General features: G+C 71.4%; 18 protein-coding genes. 4 read left to right on the plus strand and 14 right to left on the minus strand.

The window, feature by feature from the left end; genetic code table 11:
• Positions 1-96: 96 nt before the first annotated feature.
• Positions 97-1,191 carry a prephenate dehydrogenase gene (locus STSP_RS25640; RefSeq protein ID WP_067282684.1) on the minus strand — a complete coding sequence of 365 codons (1,095 nt, stop codon included), beginning with the start codon at positions 1,189-1,191 and terminating at the stop codon, positions 97-99.
• Positions 1,188-1,550 carry a chorismate mutase gene (gene aroH, locus STSP_RS25645; protein WP_067282686.1) on the minus strand — a complete coding sequence of 121 codons (363 nt, stop codon included), beginning with the start codon at positions 1,548-1,550 and terminating at the stop codon, positions 1,188-1,190. Before aroH ends, STSP_RS25640 begins: the two co-directional genes overlap by 4 nt.
• 252 nt (positions 1,551-1,802) lie before the next feature.
• On the opposite strand from aroH, the gene STSP_RS25650 reads away from it, so the two are divergent.
• Positions 1,803-2,546, plus strand: coding sequence for a nucleotidyltransferase domain-containing protein (locus STSP_RS25650; protein WP_067282689.1), 744 nt, complete (start codon positions 1,803-1,805; stop codon positions 2,544-2,546).
• A 29-nt stretch (positions 2,547-2,575) separates the two neighbouring features.
• On the opposite strand, the gene STSP_RS25655 is transcribed toward STSP_RS25650, so the two are convergent.
• The 11 genes from STSP_RS25655 to STSP_RS25705 all read right to left on the minus strand — a co-directional run bounded on the left by STSP_RS25655 (position 2,576) and on the right by STSP_RS25705 (position 15,995).
• Positions 2,576-3,616: an ADP-ribosylglycohydrolase family protein gene (locus STSP_RS25655; RefSeq protein WP_107441397.1), complete on the minus strand. Its 1,041-nt coding sequence runs from the start codon at positions 3,614-3,616 to the stop codon at positions 2,576-2,578.
• A complete protein-coding gene (locus STSP_RS25660; protein ID WP_067282693.1) occupies positions 3,613-4,326 on the minus strand; it encodes an NUDIX hydrolase in 714 nt (237 codons plus the stop codon). The genes STSP_RS25655 and STSP_RS25660 overlap by 4 nt, the downstream gene beginning before the upstream one ends.
• Positions 4,327-4,477: 151 nt before the next feature.
• Complete coding sequence (locus tag STSP_RS25665; RefSeq protein WP_067282696.1) at positions 4,478-5,548, minus strand: pseudouridine synthase; 1,071 nt, start codon at positions 5,546-5,548, stop codon at positions 4,478-4,480.
• Positions 5,548-6,213 (minus strand): SMC-Scp complex subunit ScpB, encoded by a 666-nt coding sequence (scpB, locus tag STSP_RS25670; protein ID WP_067282698.1) that lies wholly within the window; start codon positions 6,211-6,213, stop codon positions 5,548-5,550. Before scpB ends, STSP_RS25665 begins: the two co-directional genes overlap by 1 nt.
• Positions 6,210-7,364 carry a segregation and condensation protein A gene (locus STSP_RS25675; protein ID WP_078067499.1) on the minus strand — a complete coding sequence of 385 codons (1,155 nt, stop codon included), beginning with the start codon at positions 7,362-7,364 and terminating at the stop codon, positions 6,210-6,212. Before STSP_RS25675 ends, scpB begins: the two co-directional genes overlap by 4 nt.
• A gap of 74 nt (positions 7,365-7,438) precedes the next feature.
• On the minus strand, positions 7,439-8,110 hold the full coding sequence (locus tag STSP_RS25680; RefSeq protein WP_078067500.1) for a hypothetical protein: 672 nt from the start codon (positions 8,108-8,110) through the stop codon (positions 7,439-7,441).
• Positions 8,095-9,222 carry a ParA family protein gene (locus STSP_RS25685; RefSeq protein ID WP_078067501.1) on the minus strand — a complete coding sequence of 376 codons (1,128 nt, stop codon included), beginning with the start codon at positions 9,220-9,222 and terminating at the stop codon, positions 8,095-8,097. The genes STSP_RS25680 and STSP_RS25685 overlap by 16 nt, the downstream gene beginning before the upstream one ends.
• A gap of 365 nt (positions 9,223-9,587) precedes the next feature.
• Positions 9,588-10,703 (minus strand): alanine dehydrogenase, encoded by a 1,116-nt coding sequence (ald, locus tag STSP_RS25690; RefSeq protein WP_067282706.1) that lies wholly within the window; start codon positions 10,701-10,703, stop codon positions 9,588-9,590.
• Between the two features lie 221 nt (positions 10,704-10,924).
• Positions 10,925-13,372: a tetratricopeptide repeat protein gene (locus STSP_RS25695; RefSeq protein ID WP_232789790.1), complete on the minus strand. Its 2,448-nt coding sequence runs from the start codon at positions 13,370-13,372 to the stop codon at positions 10,925-10,927.
• A 199-nt stretch (positions 13,373-13,571) separates the two neighbouring features.
• Positions 13,572-14,198: an NUDIX domain-containing protein gene (locus STSP_RS25700; RefSeq protein ID WP_067282709.1), complete on the minus strand. Its 627-nt coding sequence runs from the start codon at positions 14,196-14,198 to the stop codon at positions 13,572-13,574.
• A 114-nt stretch (positions 14,199-14,312) separates the two neighbouring features.
• Positions 14,313-15,995, minus strand: a complete 1,683-nt coding sequence (locus STSP_RS25705) for a CTP synthase (RefSeq protein WP_067282711.1) — start codon at positions 15,993-15,995, stop codon at positions 14,313-14,315.
• Positions 15,996-16,440: 445 nt separating this feature from the next.
• Between STSP_RS25705 and STSP_RS25710 the strand changes: the two genes are divergently transcribed.
• Together STSP_RS25710 and STSP_RS25715 are read left to right on the plus strand one after the other, a co-directional pair.
• The gene (locus tag STSP_RS25710; RefSeq protein WP_067282713.1) at positions 16,441-18,243 is read left to right on the plus strand and encodes a glycoside hydrolase family 15 protein; all 1,803 of its coding nucleotides are present in this window, start codon (positions 16,441-16,443) and stop codon (positions 18,241-18,243) included.
• 303 nt (positions 18,244-18,546) lie between these two features.
• Positions 18,547-19,758: a macrolide family glycosyltransferase gene (locus STSP_RS25715; RefSeq protein WP_067282716.1), complete on the plus strand. Its 1,212-nt coding sequence runs from the start codon at positions 18,547-18,549 to the stop codon at positions 19,756-19,758.
• 108 nt (positions 19,759-19,866) lie between these two features.
• Here STSP_RS25715 and STSP_RS25720 read toward each other — a convergent pair whose 3' ends face one another.
• The gene (locus tag STSP_RS25720) at positions 19,867-21,393 is read right to left on the minus strand and encodes an APC family permease (RefSeq protein WP_067282718.1); all 1,527 of its coding nucleotides are present in this window, start codon (positions 21,391-21,393) and stop codon (positions 19,867-19,869) included.
• A gap of 287 nt (positions 21,394-21,680) precedes the next feature.
• Here STSP_RS25720 and STSP_RS25725 point away from each other — a divergent pair.
• Positions 21,681-22,392, plus strand: a 712-nt coding sequence (locus tag STSP_RS25725; protein WP_198547439.1) for a PucR family transcriptional regulator ligand-binding domain-containing protein, incomplete at its 3' end; no start/stop codon positions are given.

Genomic DNA, 22,392 nt, shown 5'->3' on the forward strand with positions numbered 1-22,392 from the left:
CCGCTGTGGGCAGTCGTGCCGCTGGGGCGGCACGGGTGGGCACAGCGGCACCCCCTCAGCGTCGGGCACCTGTGGCCAGTCCGAGGGGCGAGCCGGCTACTGCCGGATCGCCCACCCCCGCTCCCGCAGCGCAGCGGTCAGCACCGGCGCAGCCTTCGGCTCCACCATCAGTTCCACCAGGCCCGCCTGCTGCCCCGTCGCGTGCTCGATCCGCACGTCCTCGATGTTGACCCCGGCCATCCCCGCGTCCGCGAAGATCCGGGCCAGCTGGCCCGGCTGGTCGTTGATGAGCACGACGACGCTCTCGTAGAGGGCTGGTGCGGCGCCGTGCTTGCCGGGGACGCGGATCTGGCCGCTGTTGCCCCGGCGCAGCACGTCCTCGATGCCCGTGACGCCCTCGCGCCGCTTGGCCTCGTCCGAGGACTGAAGGGCGCGCAGGGCCTGCACCGTCTCGTCGAGGTCGGCGGCGACGTCGGCGAGCAGGTCGGCGACCGGCCCGGGGTTCGCGGAGAGGATGTCGATCCACATCCGCGGGTCGGAGGCGGCGATGCGCGTGACGTCGCGGATGCCCTGGCCGCACAGCCGTACCGCGGTCTCCTCGGCGTGCTCCAGGCGGGCCGCGACCATGCTGGACACCAGATGCGGCATGTGCGAGACGAGGGCGACCGCACGGTCGTGGGCGTCGGCGTCCATGACCACCGGGACGGCACGGCAGAGCGCGACGAGCTCCAGGGCGAGGTTGAGCACCTCGGTGTCGGTGTCGCGGGTGGGCGTGAGAACCCACGGGCGCCCCTCGAAGAGGTCGCCGGTCGCGGCGAGGGGCCCGGACTTCTCGCGGCCTGACATGGGGTGCGTACCGATGTACTTCGACAGCACGGACGGGTCCAGACCCAGCGCCTCCAGGTCGCGGCGCGGGCCGCCCTTGACGCTGGCCACGTCGAGGTAGCCGCGGGCCACGCCCCTGTGCATCGCGTCGGCGAGGGTCGCGGCGACGTGCGCGGGCGGTACCGCCACGATCGCGAGGTCGACGGGGCCCTCGGGCGCCTCGTCCGTGCCGGCGCCGAGCGCGGCGGCGGTGCGGGCCTGCTCGGGGTCGTGGTCGGCGAGGTGGACGGTGACGCCGCGGCCCGCGAGCGCCAGGGCGGCGGAGGTGCCGATGAGGCCGGTTCCGATGACGAGGGCTGTTCTCACTGGGCGATGTCCTTGCGGAGTGCGGCCGCGGCGCCGAGGTAGACGTGCGCGATCTCGGACCTGGGCTTGTCGGACTCGATGTGTGCGAGGACCCGTACGACGCGCGGCATGGCGCCCTCGATGTCGAGTTCCTGCGCGCAGATCAGCGGCACGTCCACGATGCCCAGCTTGCGGGCGGCGGCCGCCGGGAAGTCGCTGTGCAGATCAGGGGTGGCCGTGAACCAGATGCTGATCAGGTCGTCGGTGGTCAGCCCGTTCCGCTCGATGATGGCGGTGAGCAGCTCGCCGACCTGCTCGCCCATGTGCCCGGCCTCGTCCCGCTCGAGTTGGACGGCGCCCCGGACCGCTCGTACCGCCACGGTGTCGCTCCTTGTTCGCGTACGTACCCGCATACCTGCTGCATGCCTGTGTGGCCAGCCTAGTCAGCGCGGTACGCGCGCGTGCGCTACGCCCGCTTGCCGAGACGGGCGCGGCGTACTGACCGATGGTCCTGAGCAGGGGAACCTACGCGCGGTCCGGCGCGCTGCGGACGCGACCCGGTCCACTCTGGACGCGGTTGCCCGGGTCCATTCGATCCGCCTCGCCTAGCAGCCGCGCGTACGCTCGCGGGCATGCTCCCCGAGGACCTCGTACGCCACCACACGGTCTACGCCTGCGTGCTGGGCTCGCGCGCCTTCGGCCTGGCCACGGAGGCCAGCGACACGGACCGCCGCGGGGTGTTCCTCGCACCGACCCGGCTCTTCTGGCGCTTCGAGAAGCCGCCGACGCACGTCGACGGCCCGGCGGAGGAGCAGTTCTCGTGGGAGCTGGAGCGCTTCTGCGAGCTCGCGCTGCGCGCCAACCCGAACGTCCTGGAGTGCCTGCACTCACCGCTCGTCGAGTACGCCGACGAGACAGGCAGCGAGCTCGTCGCCCTGCGCGACGCGTTCCTCTCCCGCCAGGTCCACGAGACGTTCATCCGCTATGCGCTCGGCCAGCGCAAGAAGCTGGAGGCGGACGTCCGGCAGCACGGCGCACCCCGCTGGAAGCACGCCATGCACCTGCTCCGTCTGCTCATGAGCTGCCGCGACCTCCTCCGGACAGGCGAGCTGACGATCGACGTCGGCGACCAGCGGGAGCCGCTGCTGGCGGTGAAGCGCGGCGAGATCCCCTGGCCGGAGGTCGAGTCCGGCATAGCCCGCCTGGCCGCCGAGGCGGACGCGGCCGCCGCCCGCAGCCCGCTCCCGCCGGAGCCGGACCGGGCCCGGGTCGAGGACTTCCTGATACGCGTGCGCCGTGCCTCAGCGCTCCAGACGGATCCGGACGACGACGTCATGCAGGACGTCGTACGCACTCGGGGCGTCCGACAGCGCTGACGCGGCCTGCGCCTCGTTGACGTCGTGGGTCACGCGTCCCAGAGCGCGCCGAGGGTCACCAGTTCGCTCCGGTACTCGATGCGGTCGGCCCACTCCCCCGGCCACGCCTCGGCGCCCAGGTGCGCGCCCGCGAACGCTCCCGCCAGGCAGGCGATCGAGTCCGAGTCGCCGGACGTGCAGGCGGCCCGGCGCAGGGCGGTGACCGGCTCGTCCACGAAGAGCAGGAAGCACAGCAGGCCCGTGGCGAGCGCCTCTTCGGCGATCCAGCCCTCTCCCGTGGCCAGGCACGGATCGGTCTCGGGCGAGGGGTTGCGCAGGGCCTGCTGCAGGCGTTCCAGGGCCGCCAGGCACTCGTCCCAGCCGCGCGCGATGAAGTGCTCGGGGCTGGGGTCCTGGCTCCGGGTCCACAGCCCGCCGAGCCAGCGCTCGTGGTAGCGGGTGCGGTTGTCGTACGCGTACGAGCGCAGCAGCCCGACCAGGCCCGTCGGCTCGGCGCCCTGCGCCAGCAGACGTATGGCGTGCGCGGTGAGGTCGGACGCGGCGAGCGCTGTGGGGTGGCCGTGGGTGAGGGCCGACTGCAACTGGGCGGCGCCCGCGCGCTGTTCGTCGCTGAGCCCCGGTATCAGCCCGAGAGGAGCGACCCGCATGTTCGCGCCGCAGCCCTTTGAATGGATCTGGCTGGCTTCCTGCCAGATCCGGCCCTCCGCCTCCAGCATGCCGCAGGCGACCAGGCATGTGTTGCCGGGGGCGCGGTTGTTCTCCGGCGACCGGTACCAGTCCACGAACTCCTCGCGCACCGGCCGCTCCATGCGCTGCGGAGCGAGCGGGCCGCTGTCCATGGCGGTACGCAGGCCGCGCCCGAGCGCCAGCGTCATCTGGGTGTCGTCCGTGACGATCGCGGGCTTCGGGAGTTCCATCTCCCGCCACGAGCCGCACTTGGCCAGGATCGACGGCACATCGTTGAACTCCGTCGGGAAGCCGAGCGCGTCTCCGAGGGCGAGCCCGATGAGGGAGCCGGTCGCGGCACGCTTCATGCCCGTCCTCCGTACCGGTGTCGTCGCTGAGGTCATGAAGGCCGTCCTTCCGGTCGCAGCAGCGGGGGGTGCAGGGTGGTGGCGGTGCCGGCGCGGTAGAGGGCGGCGGGTTTGCCGCGGCCTCCGGTCAGCCGTGCGGCACCGGGGACCGGCTCCACGAAGCCGGGTGTGGCAAGGACCTTGCGCCGGAAGTTGGGCCGGTCGAGCGCGGTGCCCCAGACCGTCTCGTAGATCTGCTGCAACTCGCCGAGGGTGAACTCGGAGGGGCAGAACGACGTGGCGAGGCAGGTGTACTCGAGCTTGGCGCCGACGCGCTCGCGGGCGTCGGCGAGGATCCGGTCGTGGTCGAAGGCGAGCGGCCCGGTGCCGCCGTAGGGCAGCCACCGGGCCTGTGCCGCGTCGCCGCCGCCGCGCGGCTCCGGAAGGTCCGGCACGAGCGCGGTGTACGCGACGGAGACGACACGCATCCGGGGGTCGCGGTCGGGTTCGCTGTACGTACGCAGCTGCTCCAGGTGGAGCCCGGAGACGTCCGCGAGCCCGGTCTCCTCGGCGAGCTCGCGCCGGGCGGCCGTCTCTGCGGACTCATGGGGCAGGACGAAGCCGCCGGGCAGCGCCCACCTGCCCGCGTACGGCTCCTGCCCGCGCTCGACGAGCAGCACCTGGAGCTCGCCCGCGCGGACGGTGAAGACGGCGAGGTCGACCGTGACGGCGAAGGGTTCGAAGGCGTACTTGTCGTACCCGCGCATCCGCCCACCTCCTTAATAGTCGTGATGACTATAAACAGCGGGGCTGTGCGAGCACAAGGGCATAAGAAGGCGGCACAAGAGGCGGACATAAGAAGGCGGCCGGCTCCCGTCACCACGGGAACCGGCCGCCACGTCGCCGAAGGAGAACGACCTACAGGTCGACTTCCTTCATCAGCATCCCGACCTCGGTGTTCGACAGCCGCCGCAGCCAGCCCGACTTCTGGTCGCCCAGCGTGATCGGCCCGAAGGCGACGCGCACGAGCTTGTCGACGGGGAACCCCGCCTCGGCGAGCATGCGGCGCACGATGTGCTTGCGGCCCTCGTGCAGGGTCACCTCGACCAGGTAGTTCTTGCCGGTCTGCTCGACGACGCGGAAGTGGTCCGCGCGCGCGTACCCGTCCTCCAGCTGGATGCCGTCCTTGAGGCGCTTGCCCAGGTCGCGCGGGATCGGGCCGACGATGTGCGCGAGGTAGGTCTTCTTGACGCCGTACTTGGGGTGGGTCAGCCGGTGGGCCAGCTCGCCGTGGTTGGTGAGCAGGATGACGCCCTCGGTCTCGGTGTCGAGCCGTCCAACGTGGAAGAGGCGCGTCTCGCGGTTGGTGACGTAGTCCCCGAGGCACTGACGGCCCTCGGGGTCCTCCATGGTCGACACGACACCGGCGGGCTTGTTGAGCGAGAAGAACTGATACGACTGCGTGGCCACGGTCAGCCCGTCGACCTTGATCTCGTCCTTCTCCGGGTCGACGCGCAGGCCCTGCTCGAGGACGATCTCGCCGTTGACCTCGACGCGCGCCTGCTCGATCAGCTCCTCGCACGCACGCCGCGAGCCGTAACCCGCCCGCGCGAGGACCTTCTGCAGCCGCTCGCCCTCCTGCTCGGCGCCCGGGAAGGTCTTGGGCAGCTTGATGTCCTTCTTGCCCGCGTACCGCTCGCGGTTGCGCTCCTCGGCCCTGGCCTCGTACTCGCGGGAGCGCGCCGGGGCCGTACGGCCGCCGCGCTGCTGTGACTGCTTGGGGCCGCCCTTCGCGCCACCGCGGGCCGCGGCACCGCGCCCCTTCTTGGAGTCGTCGCCGCCCTGGCCGCCGGGGCCACCGGAACCGCCCACGTTGTAGCGGCGCTCCTCGGGACGGGGCCGCCCGGCGCGCTTCTGCTTGTCGTCGCGCTGGTTACCGGCCCCCCGGTAGTTGCCGCGTCCGCTGCTGTTCCTGCCGCTGCTTCGCATCAAAGTTCCGTCGTCGTCGTGTCGCGTACGTCTGAATCCGGATCCGGTGCGTCCGGATCGAACGACGGAACCCCTTCCTGCGTCTCGGCCTCGATCGCCTCCGCCTCCGGGAGGAAGGGCGCGAGCTCCGGGAGCTCGTCCAGGCCGCGCAGGCCCATCCGCTCCAGAAAGTAGTTCGTCGTCCTGTACAGGATCGCACCTGTTTCGGGTTCCGTGCCCGCCTCCTCGACCAGACCGCGCTGGAGCAGGGTCCGCATCACGCCGTCACAGTTCACGCCGCGCACCGCGGAGACCCGGGACCGGCTGACCGGCTGGCGGTACGCGACGACGGCGAGCGTCTCCAGCGCGGCCTGCGTGAGCCGCGCCTGCTGCCCGTCGAGCACGAAGCCCTCGACTGCCGCGGCGTACTCGGGCCGCGTGTAGAACCGCCAGCCGCCGGCCACCAGCCGCAGCTCGAAGCCGCGGCCCTGCACGGTGTACTCGTCGGCCAGCTCGCGCAGCGTGTCGGCGACGGCCCGCCGGGGTCGCTCCAGGATCTTGGCCAGGTGCTCCTCGGTCGCGGGCTCGTCGACGACCATGAGGACGGCCTCGAGGGCGGGCTTGAGCTCGAGATCCGCGACGGTACGCAGTCCGGCGGGGCTCTCGGTCGTCTCCTCACTGCTCATGCCTTCTCCTCCTCGTCCTTGGCTTCGCCGCCCGTGGGTCCTTCGGCCTCCTCGGGGGCCTCCTCGGGCGGACGGTCGAACTCGTCCGTCACCCTCGGCTGCTCGTCGCCGTCCCCGCCGGTCCAGCGCACCAGCAGCTCGCCGAGTGCCGTCTCCTGCTCGAGGGCCACGGCCCTCTCCCGGTACAGCTCCAGCAGCGCCAGGAAGCGGGCGACGACGGTGAGCGTGTCGTCGGTGTCCTCGACCAGCAGACGGAAGCTGGCCTCACCGAGCTCTCTCAGCCGCGCCACGACGATCCCGGCCTGTTCCTGCACGCTCACCAGCGGGGCGTGGATGTGATCGACGTACACCTGCGGCTTCGCCTTGGGCTGCATCGCTTTGACGGCGAGCTTCGCGAACCCTTCCGCACCGATGGTGATGACGACCTCGGGCAGCAGCTCGGCGTGGTGCGGCTCGAGGCCGACGGTACGCGGGTAGCGGCGCGCCTCGTCGTCGAGGCGCCCGCCGAAGATGTCCGCGATCTGTTTGTACGCGCGGTACTGCAGCAGCCGCGCGAACAGCAGGTCGCGGGCCTCGAGCAGCGCGAGATCGGCCTCGTCCTCGACCTCGGCGGCGGGCAGCAGCCGCGCCGCCTTCAGATCGAGCAGCGTGGCCGCCACGACGAGGAACTCGGTCGTCTGGTCGAGATCCCAGTCCGGCCCCATGGCCCGGATATGCGCCATGAACTCATCGGTCACCTTGGACAACGCGACCTCGGTGACATCGAGCTTGTGCTTGGCGATCAACTGCAGAAGCAGATCAAAGGGCCCTTCAAAGTTCGCCAGCCGAACTTTGAACTTCCCGTCCTTGGGCTCGTCGACGGAGGCGGGCACCTCAGGGGCGTCGGCTGGCGCCGCCTCAGGGTTGTGGGCAGGCGTTCCGCAGGGCGGAACGGGTGGGCACAACCCGCCACGGTCCGCACCGGACCCACGAACCTCGGCCTCAGCCGGACTCTCCGCCGAAGGCGGCGCCGCCTCCGCAGGAGACGCAGGAGCCTCCTGCGGAGGCGCCAATGGCGCCTCACCTGCCGCCGCCCCCGGCCCACGCCCCAGCACCCGCCTACGGGCAGCCCGAGGCGACACAGGCGGCGAGTCGTCAGAGGTCGGCGGCATTACGGTCCAGGGCAGAGTACGAAGGAATCGCGGGCCCAGGCCCGCGTACGAGCTCGCAGGCTACCGCCTACCCCCTACCGCCCCCGAAGCCGCCGCACAAGAATGCTGGCGTCGCCCCGCGACTCGAGGTCCGCGAGGACGACCGCGACAGCCTCCCGCACGATCCGCCCGCGGTCCACCGCAAGACCGTGCTCCCCGCGCAGCACGAGTCGTGCATGCTCGAGGTCCATCAGCTCCTCGGCGGAGACGTACACCGTGATCTTCTCGTCGTGGCGCTCGCGCCCACTGGGCCTGCGCGCCGCGGCCCGGCCGCGCCGCCGCGCGGTCCCGGCAGCCGCACCGGACGCGGCACCCGCACCGGACGCGGCCGACGCCGCAGATCCGCCCGCCGACTGCCCCCCGGCCCCCGGAGCCCCGGAAGCGGAACCGTCCTTGAGCGCCCTGCGGCGCCCCGCCGCCCTCTCGCCCTCCGCCGCAGCCGACCGGCTGCGGGATTCGCCCGCCTCGGACTCGATGTCCGCGGCGGCGTGCTCGGCACTCTCGCGGTCGTCGACGCCCTGGGCCGCCGCACCCGCCGACGGCGACTGTGCGTCCTCCGCGGCGGCAGCGGCGTCGCTCTCGCCCGCCGGACCAGGAACCCTGGCCTCGCCGTTGACCGGGCGCCTCGGGGTGGACGCCTGGAGCGCCATTCCCCCGGTGGTACGGAACAGTTCGTCGGCCCCCGGCAGACTCACTCGGCGTGACACCGGGCGAGCACCTCCCTGGCGAGCTGGCGGTAGGCGGCGGCACCGACGGAGTTCGAGGCGTACGTGGTGATCGGCTCACCGGCGACGGTGGTCTCCGGGAAGCGCACGGTCCGGCCGATCACCGTGTGGTAGACGTGATCGTCGAACGCCTCGACGACGCGCGCGAGGACCTCACGGCTGTGCACGGTCCGGGAGTCGTACATCGTGGCGAGGATGCCGTCGAGCTCAAGCTCCGGGTTGAGCCGCTCCTGGACCTTCTCGATGGTCTCGGTGAGCAGCGCGACACCGCGCAGCGCGAAGAACTCGCACTCGAGCGGCACGATCACCTTGTGCGCCGCGGTCAGGGCGTTGACGGTCAGCAGGCCGAGCGAGGGCTGGCAGTCGATCACGATGTAGTCGTAGTCGGCCATGAGCGGCTTCAGGGCGCGCTGGAGCGTCGACTCGCGCGCCACCTCGCTCACCAGCTGCACCTCGGCGGCCGAGAGGTCGATGTTGCTGGGCAGCAGGTCCATGTTCGGGACCGCCGTCTTCAGCAGGACCTCGTCCGCGGACATCCCCCGCTCCATGAGCAGGTTGTAGACCGTGAGGTCGAGCTCCATCGGGTTCACGCCGAGGCCCACGGACAGCGCGCCCTGCGGGTCGAAGTCGACGAGCAGCACCCGGCGCCCGTACTCGGCGAGCGCGGCGCCCAGGTTGATGGTCGACGTCGTCTTGCCGACGCCGCCCTTCTGGTTGCACATCGCGATGATCTTCGCGGGACCGTGGTCGGTCAGCGGGCCCGGGATCGGGAAGTAGGGCAGCGGGCGGCCGGTCGGGCCGATGCGCTCGCGGCGCTGGCGAGCGGCGTCGGGCGCGAGCGTGGCCGCGTACTCGGGGTCGGGCTCGTATTCGGCGTCCGGGTCGTAGAAGTGCCCGTCGGGCAGTTCGTCGTAGTCGGCGAAGTGGTTGTGGACCTCGCCGCTTCCGTTGCCGGCCATGGCGTTCACGTGATGGCCATCCATGCTCTGGTGTGCTGTCTGAGTCGTCCGGGGACTCTGGTGGGCTGCGAAGGTACGGACAGCGACGGAGCCGACAGCCTCGAGCCCCGTGGGCCCTGGGCCCTGCGCAGGCATTCCTGGTTGACCACCCCCGGGAGTAAATGTCGACTCATTCACAAGTCGTCTTACCTCCTTGGTGACCAGGAAACTTCTAGATAGGTCAGCGTGGCACCATGCCGACGGTTGGCGACTCTATGGCGTGTCACCGGTCCGCAGCAACACAATCCACCGGACCCGGCCCGATGTGTCGGCAACCGAACACCCCTCTGTCAAGGGCGTACAGCAGTCATTGGCCGTGTTTCGCGGGTGTACGAATCGGTTGAACCGCTACGTTCGAGGCAAGTTGAGCGAGTCTCGCAAAGTGAGCCGACACACATCCGGCCGGACCTTGTCGGGCAAGGTCCGGCCGGGTGAGCGGTGTTGACGTACGCCGTTGACGGTCAGCCGAGCAGGGACTCGAGTTCGACGTGGTCCAGGCCGTGTGCCTCGGCGACCTCGCGGTAAACCACCTTGCCGTCATGCGTGTTGAGGCCCTTGGCCAGCGCCGCGTCACGGCGCAGCGCCTCGGCCCAGCCGCGGTTCGCGACCTCCACGATGTACGGGAGGGTGGCGTTGGTGAGCGCGTACGTCGAGGTGTTCGGGACGGCGCCGGGCATGTTGGCGACGCAGTAGAAGACCGAGTTGTGCACGCGGAAGGTCGGCTCGGCGTGCGTGGTCGGACGCGAGTCCTCGAAGCAGCCGCCCTGGTCGATCGCGATGTCGACAAGGACACTTCCCGGCTTCATACGCGAGACGAGCTCGTTGGTGACCAGCTTCGGGGCCTTGGCGCCCGGGATGAGCACGGCACCGATGACGAGGTCGGCGTCGAGGCAGGCCTTCTCGAGCTCGAAGGCGTTGGAGACGACGGTCTGGATCTTCGTGCCGAAGATCTTGTCCGCCTCCTTGAGCTTGTTGATGTCCCTGTCGAGCAGGGTCACGTGGAAGCCCATGCCGATGGCGATCTGTGCGGCGTTCCAGCCGGAGACACCGCCGCCGATGACGACGGCCTTGGCCGCGGGCACACCCGGGACGCCGCCCGGCAGCACACCACGGCCGCCGTTCGCGGCCATCAGGTGGTAGGCGCCGACCTGCGGTGCGAGACGGCCCGCGACCTCGGACATCGGGGCGAGCAGCGGCAGCGCGCGGCTGGGCAGCTCGACGGTCTCGTACGCGATCGCGGTGGTGCCCGACTCGAGCAGCGCGTCGGTGCACTCCTTGGACGCGGCCAGGTGCAGGTAGGTGAAGAGCGTCTGGTCCTTGCGGAGGCGGTGGTACTCCTCGGCGATGGGCTCCTTCACCTTGAGCAGCAGGTCGGCGGCGGCCCAGACCTCGTCCGCCGTCTCCAGGATCTGCGCGCCGGCCGCCACGTACTCGTCGTCCGGGATCGAGGAGCCGACACCGGCGTTCCGCTCGACGACGACCTGGTGGCCGTTGCGCACGAGCTCATGCACGCCGGCCGGGGTGATGGCCACGCGGAACTCGTTGTTCTTGACCTCGCGGGGGATGCCGACCTTCATCGTCGATCACGGTCCTTGGCTCAGGGATTTTCGGGGCAATGCAACACATACCCGGATGCACAGGGGTGCACCGGGAGACACCGCAAAACTAGGCGGCGCAGCCAGTCTAATGAAGGATTTCTGGCTGTCTAGCCTTTCAATGCATCCATCTCTCGCGAATGCACTACGGATTTCGTAGGCGCTAGAGGTCTGCGCCATTGATGCCCCGGCCCGCCGGGCGCTCAGCCCGTGGTTCTGCAGGCTTCCTGTCCCGCGCCCTGCGCTTCTTCCGCGCCCGCCGAGGCGTCTCCGCCCGCCGGTGCCGTGGCGGCCTCTCCGCCCGCCGCTGCCGTAGCGGCCTCCCCTTCCGCCCGGCCGTCCGCGCCCGCCGAGACGTCCCCGCCCGTCGGTGCCGGGCCGTCCACGCCCGCCAGGCCGTCCGCACGTGCCGAGCCGGTCGCGCTGGCCGCGCCGTCCGCGCCCCCCGAGGCGTCCACACGGGCCGGGCCGTCCGCCCCCGCCGAGCCGGTCGCGCGGACCGGGCCGTCCGCCCCTGCCTGTGTGCCGGCCGAGCCCCCCTGCTCGTCCGCACGCTGTTCCCGGGCGCTCCCCTTGGCCTCCGGCCCCAGCAGCCGCTCGGCCGCTCCCCGGTGCAGCCGGGCCGCGGCCGGGTCTCCGAGGCGCTCCAGCGTGTCGGCGAGCCGCAGTTGCAGCGCGCCTTGCAGCCGCAGATCACGGGCGTGCCGCGCCCGCTCGACGGCCTCCTGGCAGGTACGCAGCGACTCCTCCGGCCGCCCCGCGTACTCCTGCACCCGCGCCATCTCGCTCAACGCCCTGGCCAGGGCGGGGACATCGCCCGCCCTGCGGTACGCGGCGACCGCCGACCGCCAGTTGCGCAGCGCCTCGCCGTAGCGGCCCGCGTAGGTGTGCACGGTGCCGAGGCGCCCGTACAGCCGGGCCGCGTCCCTGCGCTCGCCGTTGGTGAGCCGCTGCGCCAGGGCGCGCCCGTACCAGTCGGCGGCCCGGTGCCAGTCCCCCAGCTCCTGGTAGGCGCCGCCTACGGATTCCATCGCGCGGCTGGTCGCATACGGGTCGTTCGCCTGCCGCCCGGCGTCGAGGGCCGCCCGGTAGCGGGTCAGCGCCTGCTGCGTACGGCCTGTGCGGGCGTCGAGGTCCGCGAGGTTCAGCAGCGCCGCGGCCTTCTCGCGGTGGAGGCCACGGCGCTCGGCGACGTCGAGTACGAGGCCGTGGATGCCGTACAGCTCAGGAGCGGCCGCCTCCGTGCCGCGGTGTGCGACCAGCGCCCGCACCAGGGCGGCCATGAGCCGGCGGGCGAGGGTGTCCAGTTCGCCGTCGGCGACCGCGAGCCGGGCGGCGGCGAGCAGCGCGGGCTGCCGGACCTGCAGCCACTCGGCGGCGGCAGCGGGGCTCGGGAAGCGCAGGGCGCGGGGCATTCCGGCGAGCTTCTTGCGGGCGGGCGAGCCGTCGGGTTCGGTGGTGGCGCGGCACGACTGCAGCAGCCGTACCGTCCGCTCCAGCATCCGGGCGCGGGCCAGCTGGATCTCGGCGGAGCGGTCCAGCGACTCGGTCAGCTCGCGCAGCAGCGGCATCAGGCAGCCGGGCACCTCGTACTGCGGCAGCGGCGAGGCAGGGTTCATGCTGCTCGCCTCCGGGACGCTCCAGCCGGGCCGCACCAGTCCGAGTGCGGCGAACTCGTCCAGCCGCGCCTGGGCCGTGGAGACGGAGCAGCCCGCGAGCGCGGACGCGGTGTGCGGGTCGACGAGGCCGGCGGGGGCGAGCGAGAGCAGGCGCAGGGTCCGCGCGGCGACCGACGGGAGCGCCACGTACGCGTGCCGGAAGACCCGCTCGAGGGCCGGTCCTTCGTCGGTCTCGCCGCACAGCCATTTCGCCAGGTCGGCCACCGACGCCTTGGGGCGGGCGGCGAGCCAGCCCCCGGCGAGGAGCAGTGCCGCGGGCTGCCCGCCGCACTGCTCGACCAAGGTCTCGGCGGAGTGCGGGTCGCAGGTGATGCGCACCTCTCCCGTGAACCGGCCGAGGAGTTCGACCGCGGACTTGGTGTCGAGGCCGCCGAGTGTGCAGGGCCGTACGTCGGGGATCCCGGTCAGCGGCCCGCCGGAGACCGCGACGACGAGGCAGTCGGGGTTGTCCGGGAGCAGCGCGTCGACCTGCTCGGCGTCCGCGGCGTCGTCGAGGAGCAGCAGGAAGCGGCGGCCTGCGAAGGCGCCGCGCAGCGCCTCGGTGAGGTCGTCCTCCGCGGCTCCGGGCGGGGCGGGGAGATCGAGGGCGTCGAGGAGTGCGCGGGCTGTGCGCTCGGTGGGCACCGGCGTGCCGCCCGGCTCGGTCAGCCGGGCGCGCAGCACACCGTCCGGGTAACGGCCGGCGACCTGCCGTACCAGCTCTTCGGCGAGCGCCGTGCGACCTGAGCCGGGTTTTCCGGCGATCAGCAGCACGCGGGCGCGGGGGGCCTTGCGTCCCGCGAGGGTGTCGAGCCCGGCGCGCTCGATGTCCGCACGGAGTTCCTTCAACTCCCTTGTGCGGCCGAGGAACTGACTGGCCTTCGGGGCCTCGGGGGGATGAACAGGACTCTCCGCAGGAGCGGACCCGGCAGCCGGTTGCCGCCCCTCCCCCGGCACTTCAGCGCCGTCGGTGTCCACCGCCTGATCCGCCACGGGCCACGCTCCCGTCACACTGCGCACACGATCCCGCCGGGACTTTCTGACGGGGTGTTTCCAGAGGGTAGTTCACTCTCTGCAACGATCCCGTGCGAGCACGGCGGGGACGTCCCTCGATCGGATCAGCCGATCGTCGGATCGGCGGCGGGACGGGCTGGTCTTCGGCTCCACGCCCGCGCGGGGCCCGCCGGCCGCCTCAGGCCTCGAAGGGCCGGGCCGGCCACGGCGCCTCGGCCGGGCGCAGGCTGTCCAGGCCGGGGCCGTTGAGCGCCGCGGTGAGCGAGAGGGCGCCCACCACCAGACAGTTGTTGTGCAGTTCGCCGGCGAGGACACCGCGCACCAGCTCGTCGAGCGGTACGCGGGCGAGCTCCATGTCCGCCTCCTCGTCCTCGACCTCGAAGCGGTCGCCGTCGGCCTCGGACAGCTCGCGGGCGAGGAAGATGCGGACGGCCTCGTCGCAGCCGCCGGGGGTGGTGTAGACGTCGGTCAGCACGCGCCAGTCCTCGGCCTTGACGTGCGCCTCCTCGTAGAGCTCGCGCTGCGCGGCGTGCAGGGGGTTCTCACCGGGTACGTCGAGGAGCCCGGCGGGGATCTCCCAGAGCTTCTGCCGCACGGGGTGCCGGTACTGGCGCAGGACCACGACGCGGTTCTGCTCGTCGAGGGCGAGGACGGCCACGGAGCCGGGGTGGACCTGGTAGTCGCGGCGTACGACGGTTCCGTCGGGCATGACGACGTCGTCCGTGCGGACGGAGGTCTTGTTCCCCACGAAGGGGGTGTCCGTCGCCCGGATCTCCCACTCCTCGGCGGTGTCCTTGATCGTCATGTCGATCTGCCCTCCTACTGCGCGCTCGAACAGAACGCGCAAACACTGAACAAAAACAGAAACCGGGGCACGCCGCCCGAAAGCGCGTACCCCGGCAACCGTATCGCCCTTGTGTTACTTCCCGGTCTTGCCCGTCTTGCGGGCAGCCTGCTGCCGCTCGACGGCCGCCTTGACGAGGCCGGCGAAGAGCGGGTGCGGCCGGGTCGGACGGGAGCGCAGCTCGGGGTGCGCCTGGGTGGCGACCAGGTACGGGTGGACGTCGCGCGGGTACTCGACGTACTCGACGAGCTTGCCGTCCGGCGAGGTGCCGGAGAACTGCAGGCCGGCCTTCTTCTCGAGCTCCGCGCGGTAGGCGTTGTTCACCTCGTAGCGGTGGCGGTGGCGCTCCTCGACGTACTCCTTGCCGCCGTACACCTCGCGCACGATCGAGCCCTCGGCGAGCTTCGCCGGGTACATGCCGAGGCGCATGGTGCCGCCCATGTCGCCCTCGCCGGCGACGATGTCGAGCTGCTCGGCCATGGTGGAGATCACCGGGTGGGCGGTGGCGGAGTCGAACTCGGTGGAGTTGGCGTCGGGGATGTCCGCGAGGTTCCGCGCGGCCTCGATCACGATGCACTGCAGGCCGAGGCAGAGGCCGAGCAGCGGGATCTTGTTCTCGCGGGCGTACCGGATGGCGCCGACCTTGCCGCTCACGCCGCGGTCGCCGAAGCCGCCGGGGATGCAGATCGCGTCGACGTCCGAGAGCTGCTCGGCGGCGCCCGCCGGGGTCTTGCAGTCGTCCGAGGTGACCCACTTGATCTTGACGCGGGTGCGGTTGGCGAAGCCGCCCGCACGCAGCGCCTCGGTGACCGACAGATAGGCGTCGGGCAGGTCGATGTACTTGCCGACGAGCGCAAGGTTCACCTCGTGCTCGGGGTTGTGGACCCGGTCGAGCAGGTCGTCCCAGCTGGTCCAGTCGACGTCGCGGAACGGCAGGTCGAGCTTGCGCACGACGTAGGCGTCGAGGCCCTCGGTGTGCAGCACCTTCGGGATCTCGTAGATCGACTTGGCGTCCACACAGGCGACGACGGCGGCCTCGTCGACGTCGCACATCAGCGAGATCTTGCGCTTGATGGAGGTGGGCACGTCGCGGTCTGCGCGCAGCACGATGGCGTCGGGCTGGATACCGATGTTGCGCAGGGCCGCGACCGAGTGCTGGGTCGGCTTGGTCTTCAGCTCGCCGGACGGGCCGATGTAGGGCAGCAGCGAGATGTGCACGACGAAGACGTTGTCGCGGCCGACCTCGTGGCGGACCTGGCGGACGGTCTCCAGGAACGGCAGCGACTCGATGTCGCCGACCGTGCCGCCGACCTCGGTGATCACGACGTCGACGTCGTCCGTGGCCATGCGGCGGATGCGGTGCTTGATCTCGTTGGTGATGTGCGGGATGACCTGCACGGTGTCGCCCAGGTACTCGCCGCGCCGCTCCTTGGCGATCACCGTCGAGTAGACCTGGCCGGTGGTGACGTTCGCGGACCCGTCGAGGTCGACGTCCAGGAAGCGCTCGTAGTGACCGATGTCCAGGTCGGTCTCGGCGCCGTCGTTGGTGACGAACACCTCACCGTGCTGGAAGGGGTTCATCGTGCCGGGGTCGACGTTGATGTACGGGTCGAGCTTCTGCATCGTGACCCGCAGACCACGCGCTTTGAGCAGCGCGCCCAGGCTGGAGGCGGTCAGGCCCTTGCCGAGGGAGGAGGCGACGCCCCCGGTGACGAAGATGTGCTTGGTCGTCGAGGGTGACGAGGATCGATTCGGCATGGCCAAGGCGGAACTCCCGTGGTCGCGGTCTGAATTGCGTGCCGGCTTTCTCGGATTCCGGGAGATCGGAATTCCGGGGTGCCGTCGCTGCGGTTCGGGGGTCTCGCAACGCCGGAGAATGCCCACCGGTCCACGGGCTACCAGGGTATCAGCGGCGAGGCATGACCGCTCCCGGCCACGCTCCGCACACGGCTCGCACACGGTCCGCCACAGACGTCACCCTGCGCCCACTCTTTCGGCTCATTACGGTTGACCGAGGCGGCACGCGGAGACCTACGGTGCGTCGTATCCTGCTCGGACATTCGCTGCCGAGTCAGCCCGGCACAAGGCACCACCCCAGCCCGCCCGGAACAACAGCTCGTCAGTCCCTTGTTGAAGATCGTTCCCCTTCACCGCAGAGCTAGCGCCCCCTGAGGGCGCAATGGCCGTTTGACTGGAGACGTACGTGGCCGGGCACATCGAGGACTACGCACTAATCGGAGACATGCAGACCGCTGCCCTGGTCTGCCGGGACGGCACGGTCGACTGGCTGTGCCTGCCCCGCTTCGATTCGCATGCCATCTTCGCGGGTCTGCTCGGCACGGAGGAACACGGTTTCTGGCGGCTCGGGCCGGCGTTTCCGGCAGGCGCCGAACCGCCGACCGCGAACCGCCGCACCTACCGAGGCGACTCGCTGATCCTCGAATCCGAGTGGGACACACCCCGCGGCACCGTTCGTGTGACCGATTTCATGCCCCCCCGTGACGGGGCCCCTCAGGTGATCCGCATCGTCGAGGGCGTCAGCGGCCGCGTCCCGATGCGCTCGGCCCTGCGCATGCGCTTCTCGTACGGGCGCATCACACCGTGGGTGCACAAGATCGGCGACCGCACGGTGGGCGTCGCAGGACCGGACTCGGTGTGGTTCGACACCCCCGTGGAGACGTACGGCAAGGACCTCACGACGTACTGCGACTTCACGGTGGCCCCCGGCGAGCGCGTCGCCTTCACCATCTCCTGGCAGGCCTCGCACAAGGAGCCGCCGCCCCTGCCGGAGCCCGAGCAGTCGCTGGAGGCGACCGAGGACTTCTGGAAGGAGTGGGTGGCGCACTGTACGTACCACGGCCCGTACCGCGAGGCGGTCGTCCGCTCCCTGATCACCCTCAAGGCCCTGACGTACGCCCCGACCGGCGGCATCGTCGCCGCGCCGACGACATCGCTGCCCGAGCACATCGGCGGCGTCCGCAACTGGGACTACCGCTACACCTGGCTGCGCGACGCGGCCATCACCCTCTCCTCGCTGCTGCGCACGGGCTACCGCGAGGAGGCGCGCGCCTGGCGCGAGTGGCTGCTGCGCGCGGTCGCGGGCGACCCCGAGAACCTGCAGATCATGTACGGCATCGCGGGCGAGCGCGAGCTGGGCGAGGCGGAGCTCGACTGGCTGCCGGGATACGAGGACTCCGCCCCGGTGCGGGTCGGCAACGGCGCCGCGAGCCAGCTGCAGCTGGACGTCTACGGCGAGGTCATCGAGGCCCTGCACCTCGCGCACATGACGGGCCTGTCCCGCAACGACTACGCGTCCCTGCTCCAGCTCAAGCTCATCCGCTACCTCGAGGACCACTGGGACGAGCCGGACGAGGGCATCTGGGAGGTCCGCGGCCCGCGCCGCCACTTCGTGCACTCCAAGGTGATGGCCTGGGTCGCCGTCGACCGCACCATCAAGCTCATCGAGTCCGGCGACGTGGACGGCCCGGTGGAGAAGCTGCGCGAGTTGCGCGACGACATCCACCGCGACGTCTGCGAGAAGGGCTACGACAAGGAGCGCAACACCTTCACCCAGTCCTACGGCTCGCAGGAGCTCGACGCCTCGCTCCTCCTCATCCCCCAGATGGGCTTCCTGCCCCCGGACGACAAGCGCGTGATCGGCACGATCGAGGCCATCCAGCGCGAGCTGTCGACCCCCGACGGCTTCATCCTGCGCTACCCGACGGCGGGTGACGAGGCGGGCGTCGACGGCCTGGCGGGCGACGAGGGCGCCTTCCTCGCCTGCTCCTTCTGGATGGCGGACGACCTGGCGATGATCGGCCGCGTGGACGAGGCCCGCCGCCTCTTCGAGAAGCTGCTGTCGCTGCGGAACGACCTGGGCCTGCTGGCGGAGGAGTGGGACCCGAAGCTGCAGCGCCAGGTGGGGAACTTCCCGCAGGCGTTCAGCCACGTGCCGCTGATCGACACGGCGCTGCGGCTCACGGCTTCGGGGGCGTACGCAGGCTGACGTGGGCGGGACGCGGGTGGGCCTGGACGCGGGTGGGCCGCTGCGCGCCCTGCCGGGACGGAATTCGCTGGTATCACCGCACGCTCTCGCCTAGCCTCGTGCGCATGTCCAGCTCTTTCCTGCAGATCTACGGCTGATCCGGCCGAGGGCCCCGCTTCGGCCCGCCGCCCCGACCCCGGCACGCATGCGCGCGTGCCGGGGTCGGTAGCCATGCCCACGCCATGCCAATCCGCCGCCCGAGCCGCCGCACGCCACTCGGCTGCCGCGCCGCTCGGCCGTATCAGGAATCCAGGAGAGACGGATATGACGCGTCTTCGCCCTGCCCACATCGCCATGGTCGGCGTCCCGGCCATCAGCCACGTGCTGCCCAGCCTCGACATCATCCGAGAGCTGGTCGCCCGCGGCCACCGCGTGACGTACGCCGACGACTTCGACGCACCCCGGATCGCCGACGCGATCCTGCCGACCGGCGCCGAGCCGGTGCGCTTCCGCAGCACGCTGCCCGTCGGCCCGGACGCGTCCTGGCCCGACGACCCGATCGCCGCGATGACCCTCTTCCGCGACGACGCGATCGGCGCGCTGGAGCAGATCGCCCCGTTCTACGAGCAGCATCCCGCGGACCTGTACCTGTACGACATCGGCGGCTACGCGGCCCGCGTACTGGCCGAGCGCCAGAGCAGGCCCCTCGTCCAGCTCTCGCCGACCTTCACCGGCTGGGAGCCCGGCCCCGAGGCGCCGGACGTCCTGGACGGCATCCGCGCGCTGCCGGGCGCCGACGCCTACGAGGCGGGCTTCCGCGACTGGCTGGTGCGCGAGGGCGCCACCACCACCGACCCGTGGCAGTTCAGCGGCGTGCCCCCGCGCTGCGTCGCCACCGTCCCGCGCGCCATGCAGCCGTTCGCCGACCACGTCGACGACAAGCGGATCACCTTCACCGGCCCCTGCCTGGCCGGGCGGGAGCGGGAGGAGCGGTGGGAGCGTCCGGCGGCCGCGGCGGGCAAGAAGCTGCTGCTGGTCTCGCTGGGCTCGGCGTACACGGACCGGCCGGAGTTCTACCGCTCCTGCCTGGCCGCCTTCGGCCCGCTCTCCGACTGGTACGTGGTGCTGCAGATCGGCACGCACGTGGACGCGGCCGCGCTGGGCCCCCTCCCGGAGAACGTCGAGGTGCACCGCTGGGTGCCGCAGCTGGCGGTGCTGCGCAAGGCGGACGCCTTCGTCACCCACGCCGGCATGGGCGGCAGCGCCGAGGGCCTGTACTGCGGCGTCCCGATGATCGCCGTCCCCCAGGACGTCGACCAGTTCGCCAACGCCGACCGGCTGGTCGAGCTGGGCGTCGCCCGCCGCGTCGACACCGCCGACGCGACGCCCGAAGCCCTGCGCGCCGCACTCCTCGCCCTCACCGGCGACCGGGACGTGGCCGCGCGCACGGCCGACCTGCGCGCCCAGGCCCGCGCGGAGGGCGGCACCGCACGCGCGGTGGAACTGATCGAGGCCGAACTGCCGGACGCCCGCTAGGCACCGGCGTACGGCGGACGCCCCCGCACCATCGGCGTGCGGGGCGCGAGGGCCGCATTGGCGGGGAAGGTGACACCTCGGCGTGAGGTGTCACCTTCCCGCGCCTGGCTAGACCGACGTCGCCGCGGCCTCCGGCGTCTCCTCGACGCCGTCGCCGTCGTCCGTCCGCTCCGCCGCGTCGTCGAGCACGATCCGCCCGATGATCTCGTACCGCTCCGGGTGCCTGGCCTTCAGATACGCGCCCAGGCCCAGGCCGCCGAAGAACACGAGGCCGATGATCCACGGGATGGCCTTGAAGAAGAGCGAGTCCGCCGCCGCGCCCGCCGCCGTGTCCATGTTGATCACCAGGAGGGCGACCACGGCGGCCATGCCGATGCCGCCGAGGACGGGTGCGACGAGGGTCTTGAACCAGTGGCGGTCTTCGGGATGGTTCTTGCGGAAGTACCCGATGACGGCGAACGAGCACAGCGTCTGGACGATGAGGATGGCCATCGTGCCGAGGATCGCCAGCAGCGTGTAGAGGTGGATGTACGGGTCCTGGCCGGTGAGCCAGAAGGCGCCGACGAGGCCCACGGCGATCGCCGACTGGACGAACGACGCGATGTACGGCGAGCCGTGTCCGGGGTGCGTACGCCCCAGGGCCGGGTGCAGGAAGCCCTCGCGGCCGATGGCGTAGAGGTAGCGCGCGGCGCACTGGTGGAAGGCCATGCCGCAGGCGAACGAACCCGTGATCAGCAGCCACTGGAAGGCGTCGACCGCCCAGGCGCCGATGAACGCGTGTGCCGGGTCGAAGAACAGGTCGAGCGGGCTGGTGGAGGACGAGATCTCGACCGACTCCTTCAGGCCGTTGCCCGCGATGGTCATCCAGGAGACGTAGATGTAGAAGAGCCCGACGCCGATCACCGAGATGAGCGTCGCGCGCGGGATGACCCGCTTGGGGTCGCGGGACTCCTCGCCGTACATCGCGGTGGACTCGAAGCCCACCCACGACCAGAAGACGAAGAACAGGCCGAGTCCGGCGGAGGCGCCGGTGAAGGCGTTCTTGGGGTTGACGGGCTCGACCGGGATGCCGTCCGGGCCGCCCCCGTGGATCAGTACGGCGGTGGCCACCGCGAACAGCACGGCGATCTCGGCGACCAGCATCACGCCCAGCGCCTTGGCGGTGAGGTTGATGTCGAAGTACGCGAGGACTCCGGTCACGGCGAGCATCAGGGCCGCGTACACGATCCACGGCAGGTCGACGCCGAGCTGGTCGTGGACGGTGGTCTTCGTGAAGTACGCGAAGACGCCGACGATCGACGCCTCGAAGACGATGTACGCGAGGACGGCGAGCATTCCGGAGGCCATGCCGGCGATGCGGCCCAGGCCGTGCGAGATGTAGCCGTAGAAGGCGCCGGCGGCGGTGATCCGCTTGGCCATGGCGACGTAGCCGACGGAGAAGACCGTCAGGACGATGGTGGCGAAGAGGAAGCCGGCGGGTGCCCCCGTGCCGTTGCCGAAGCCGACGGCGATGGGGAGGTTGCCGGTCATGGCGGTGATGGGCGCCGCGGTGGCCACCGCCATGAAGACGACTCCGACCAGTCCTACGGAGTTCGCTTTGAGGCGCTGTACTTCGGGTGCTGGCTTGTCGGACATGTGGCTCCTCTTCCGGGTGTGCCTGCGGCTGTCCGGCGGATCGGCCATGGGTGTTCGGGCGTCCCCACGACCTCGCCGTGTCTGCCTGCGGCGGAACGTCGGTGATCGAACCGGCACCGTCGCGCGGATTCGTCAGGGTGACGGCTGGCCGACGCACTGCACAAGCGACACCGAGTCGCGGTCTTCCCGTGCGCGGGCGACGAGTTGTCGCAACCAAGGCCCTGGTGCGGCCCGGCGTAATGAGGGGGAGATGTCGCTGGAACACGAGCCCGGGTAACGTCCGGAGGATGGAGACGCAGGGCGGTATCACCGTGCAGCGGGCACTCGAGCTGCCGGGGCTGCGCAGCGGGCTTCCGGAGGTCCTCGCCGGAGCCGACCTGCTGCAGCGCACCGTCCGCTGGGTGCACGCGGGCGAGGCACCCAACATCGCCTCGCTGCTCAAGGGCGGCGAGCTGCTGCTGACGACGGGGCTCGGGCTCGGCAGCCGCCCCGCCGAACAGCGCGCCTTCGTACGGGGGCTCGCCGAGCGCGGCATCGCGGCGCTCGTCGTCGAACTCGGGCCGCGCTTCCCGCGCCTGCCCGCGGCCATGGTGGAGACCGCGCGGACGGTCGGCCTGCCCCTGGTTCAGCTGCACCGCGAGGTGCCCTTCGTGGCGGTCACGGAGGAGGTGCACACCGAGATCGTCAACGGCCACTACGCGCTGCTGCAGCGGGCCGAGGAGGTGCACCGGCGGTGCACCGAGGCGCTGCTGGGCGGCGGCGGAGTGCCTCAGGTGCTGAGCATCCTGGCGGACTTCAGCGGCAACCCTGTGTTCCTGGAGACGCCGGACGGGCAGCTCCTGTACGCCGCGGGGGCCGGGCCCGCGGGCACGGATCCGCTGCAGGTGTGGGACGGGCTGCGGGGCGGCCGGACGGCTCGCGAGGCCGCCAGGGAACAGGGGCCGCCCGCGAGCGCCGTGATCGTGGATGTGCCGGGGGGCGGGCCGGGCGGCGGAGGGC

It is taken from the genome of Streptomyces jeddahensis, assembly GCF_001642995.1.
Classification (GTDB): Bacteria; Actinomycetota; Actinomycetes; order Streptomycetales; family Streptomycetaceae; genus Streptomyces; species Streptomyces jeddahensis.

Bases quoted from the DNA above. Each gene is read 5' to 3' on its own strand.
- STSP_RS25650 (WP_067282689.1), top strand. From the start codon at position 1,803: ATGCTCCCCGAGGACCTCGTACGCCACCACACGGTCTACGCCTGCGTG.
- STSP_RS25655 (WP_107441397.1), bottom strand. From the start codon at position 3,616: ATGACCTCAGCGACGACACCGGTACGGAGGACGGGCATGAAGCGTGCC.
- STSP_RS25660 (WP_067282693.1), bottom strand. From the start codon at position 4,326: ATGCGCGGGTACGACAAGTACGCCTTCGAACCCTTCGCCGTCACGGTC.
- STSP_RS25665 (WP_067282696.1), bottom strand. From the start codon at position 5,548: ATGCGAAGCAGCGGCAGGAACAGCAGCGGACGCGGCAACTACCGGGGG.
- scpB (WP_067282698.1), bottom strand. From the start codon at position 6,213: ATGAGCAGTGAGGAGACGACCGAGAGCCCCGCCGGACTGCGTACCGTC.
- STSP_RS25675 (WP_078067499.1), bottom strand. From the start codon at position 7,364: ATGCCGCCGACCTCTGACGACTCGCCGCCTGTGTCGCCTCGGGCTGCC.
- STSP_RS25685 (WP_078067501.1), bottom strand. From the start codon at position 9,222: ATGCCTGCGCAGGGCCCAGGGCCCACGGGGCTCGAGGCTGTCGGCTCC.
- ald (WP_067282706.1), bottom strand. From the start codon at position 10,703: ATGAAGGTCGGCATCCCCCGCGAGGTCAAGAACAACGAGTTCCGCGTG.
- STSP_RS25700 (WP_067282709.1), bottom strand. From the start codon at position 14,198: ATGACGATCAAGGACACCGCCGAGGAGTGGGAGATCCGGGCGACGGAC.
- STSP_RS25705 (WP_067282711.1), bottom strand. From the start codon at position 15,995: ATGCCGAATCGATCCTCGTCACCCTCGACGACCAAGCACATCTTCGTC.
- STSP_RS25715 (WP_067282716.1), top strand. From the start codon at position 18,547: ATGACGCGTCTTCGCCCTGCCCACATCGCCATGGTCGGCGTCCCGGCC.
- STSP_RS25720 (WP_067282718.1), bottom strand. From the start codon at position 21,393: ATGTCCGACAAGCCAGCACCCGAAGTACAGCGCCTCAAAGCGAACTCC.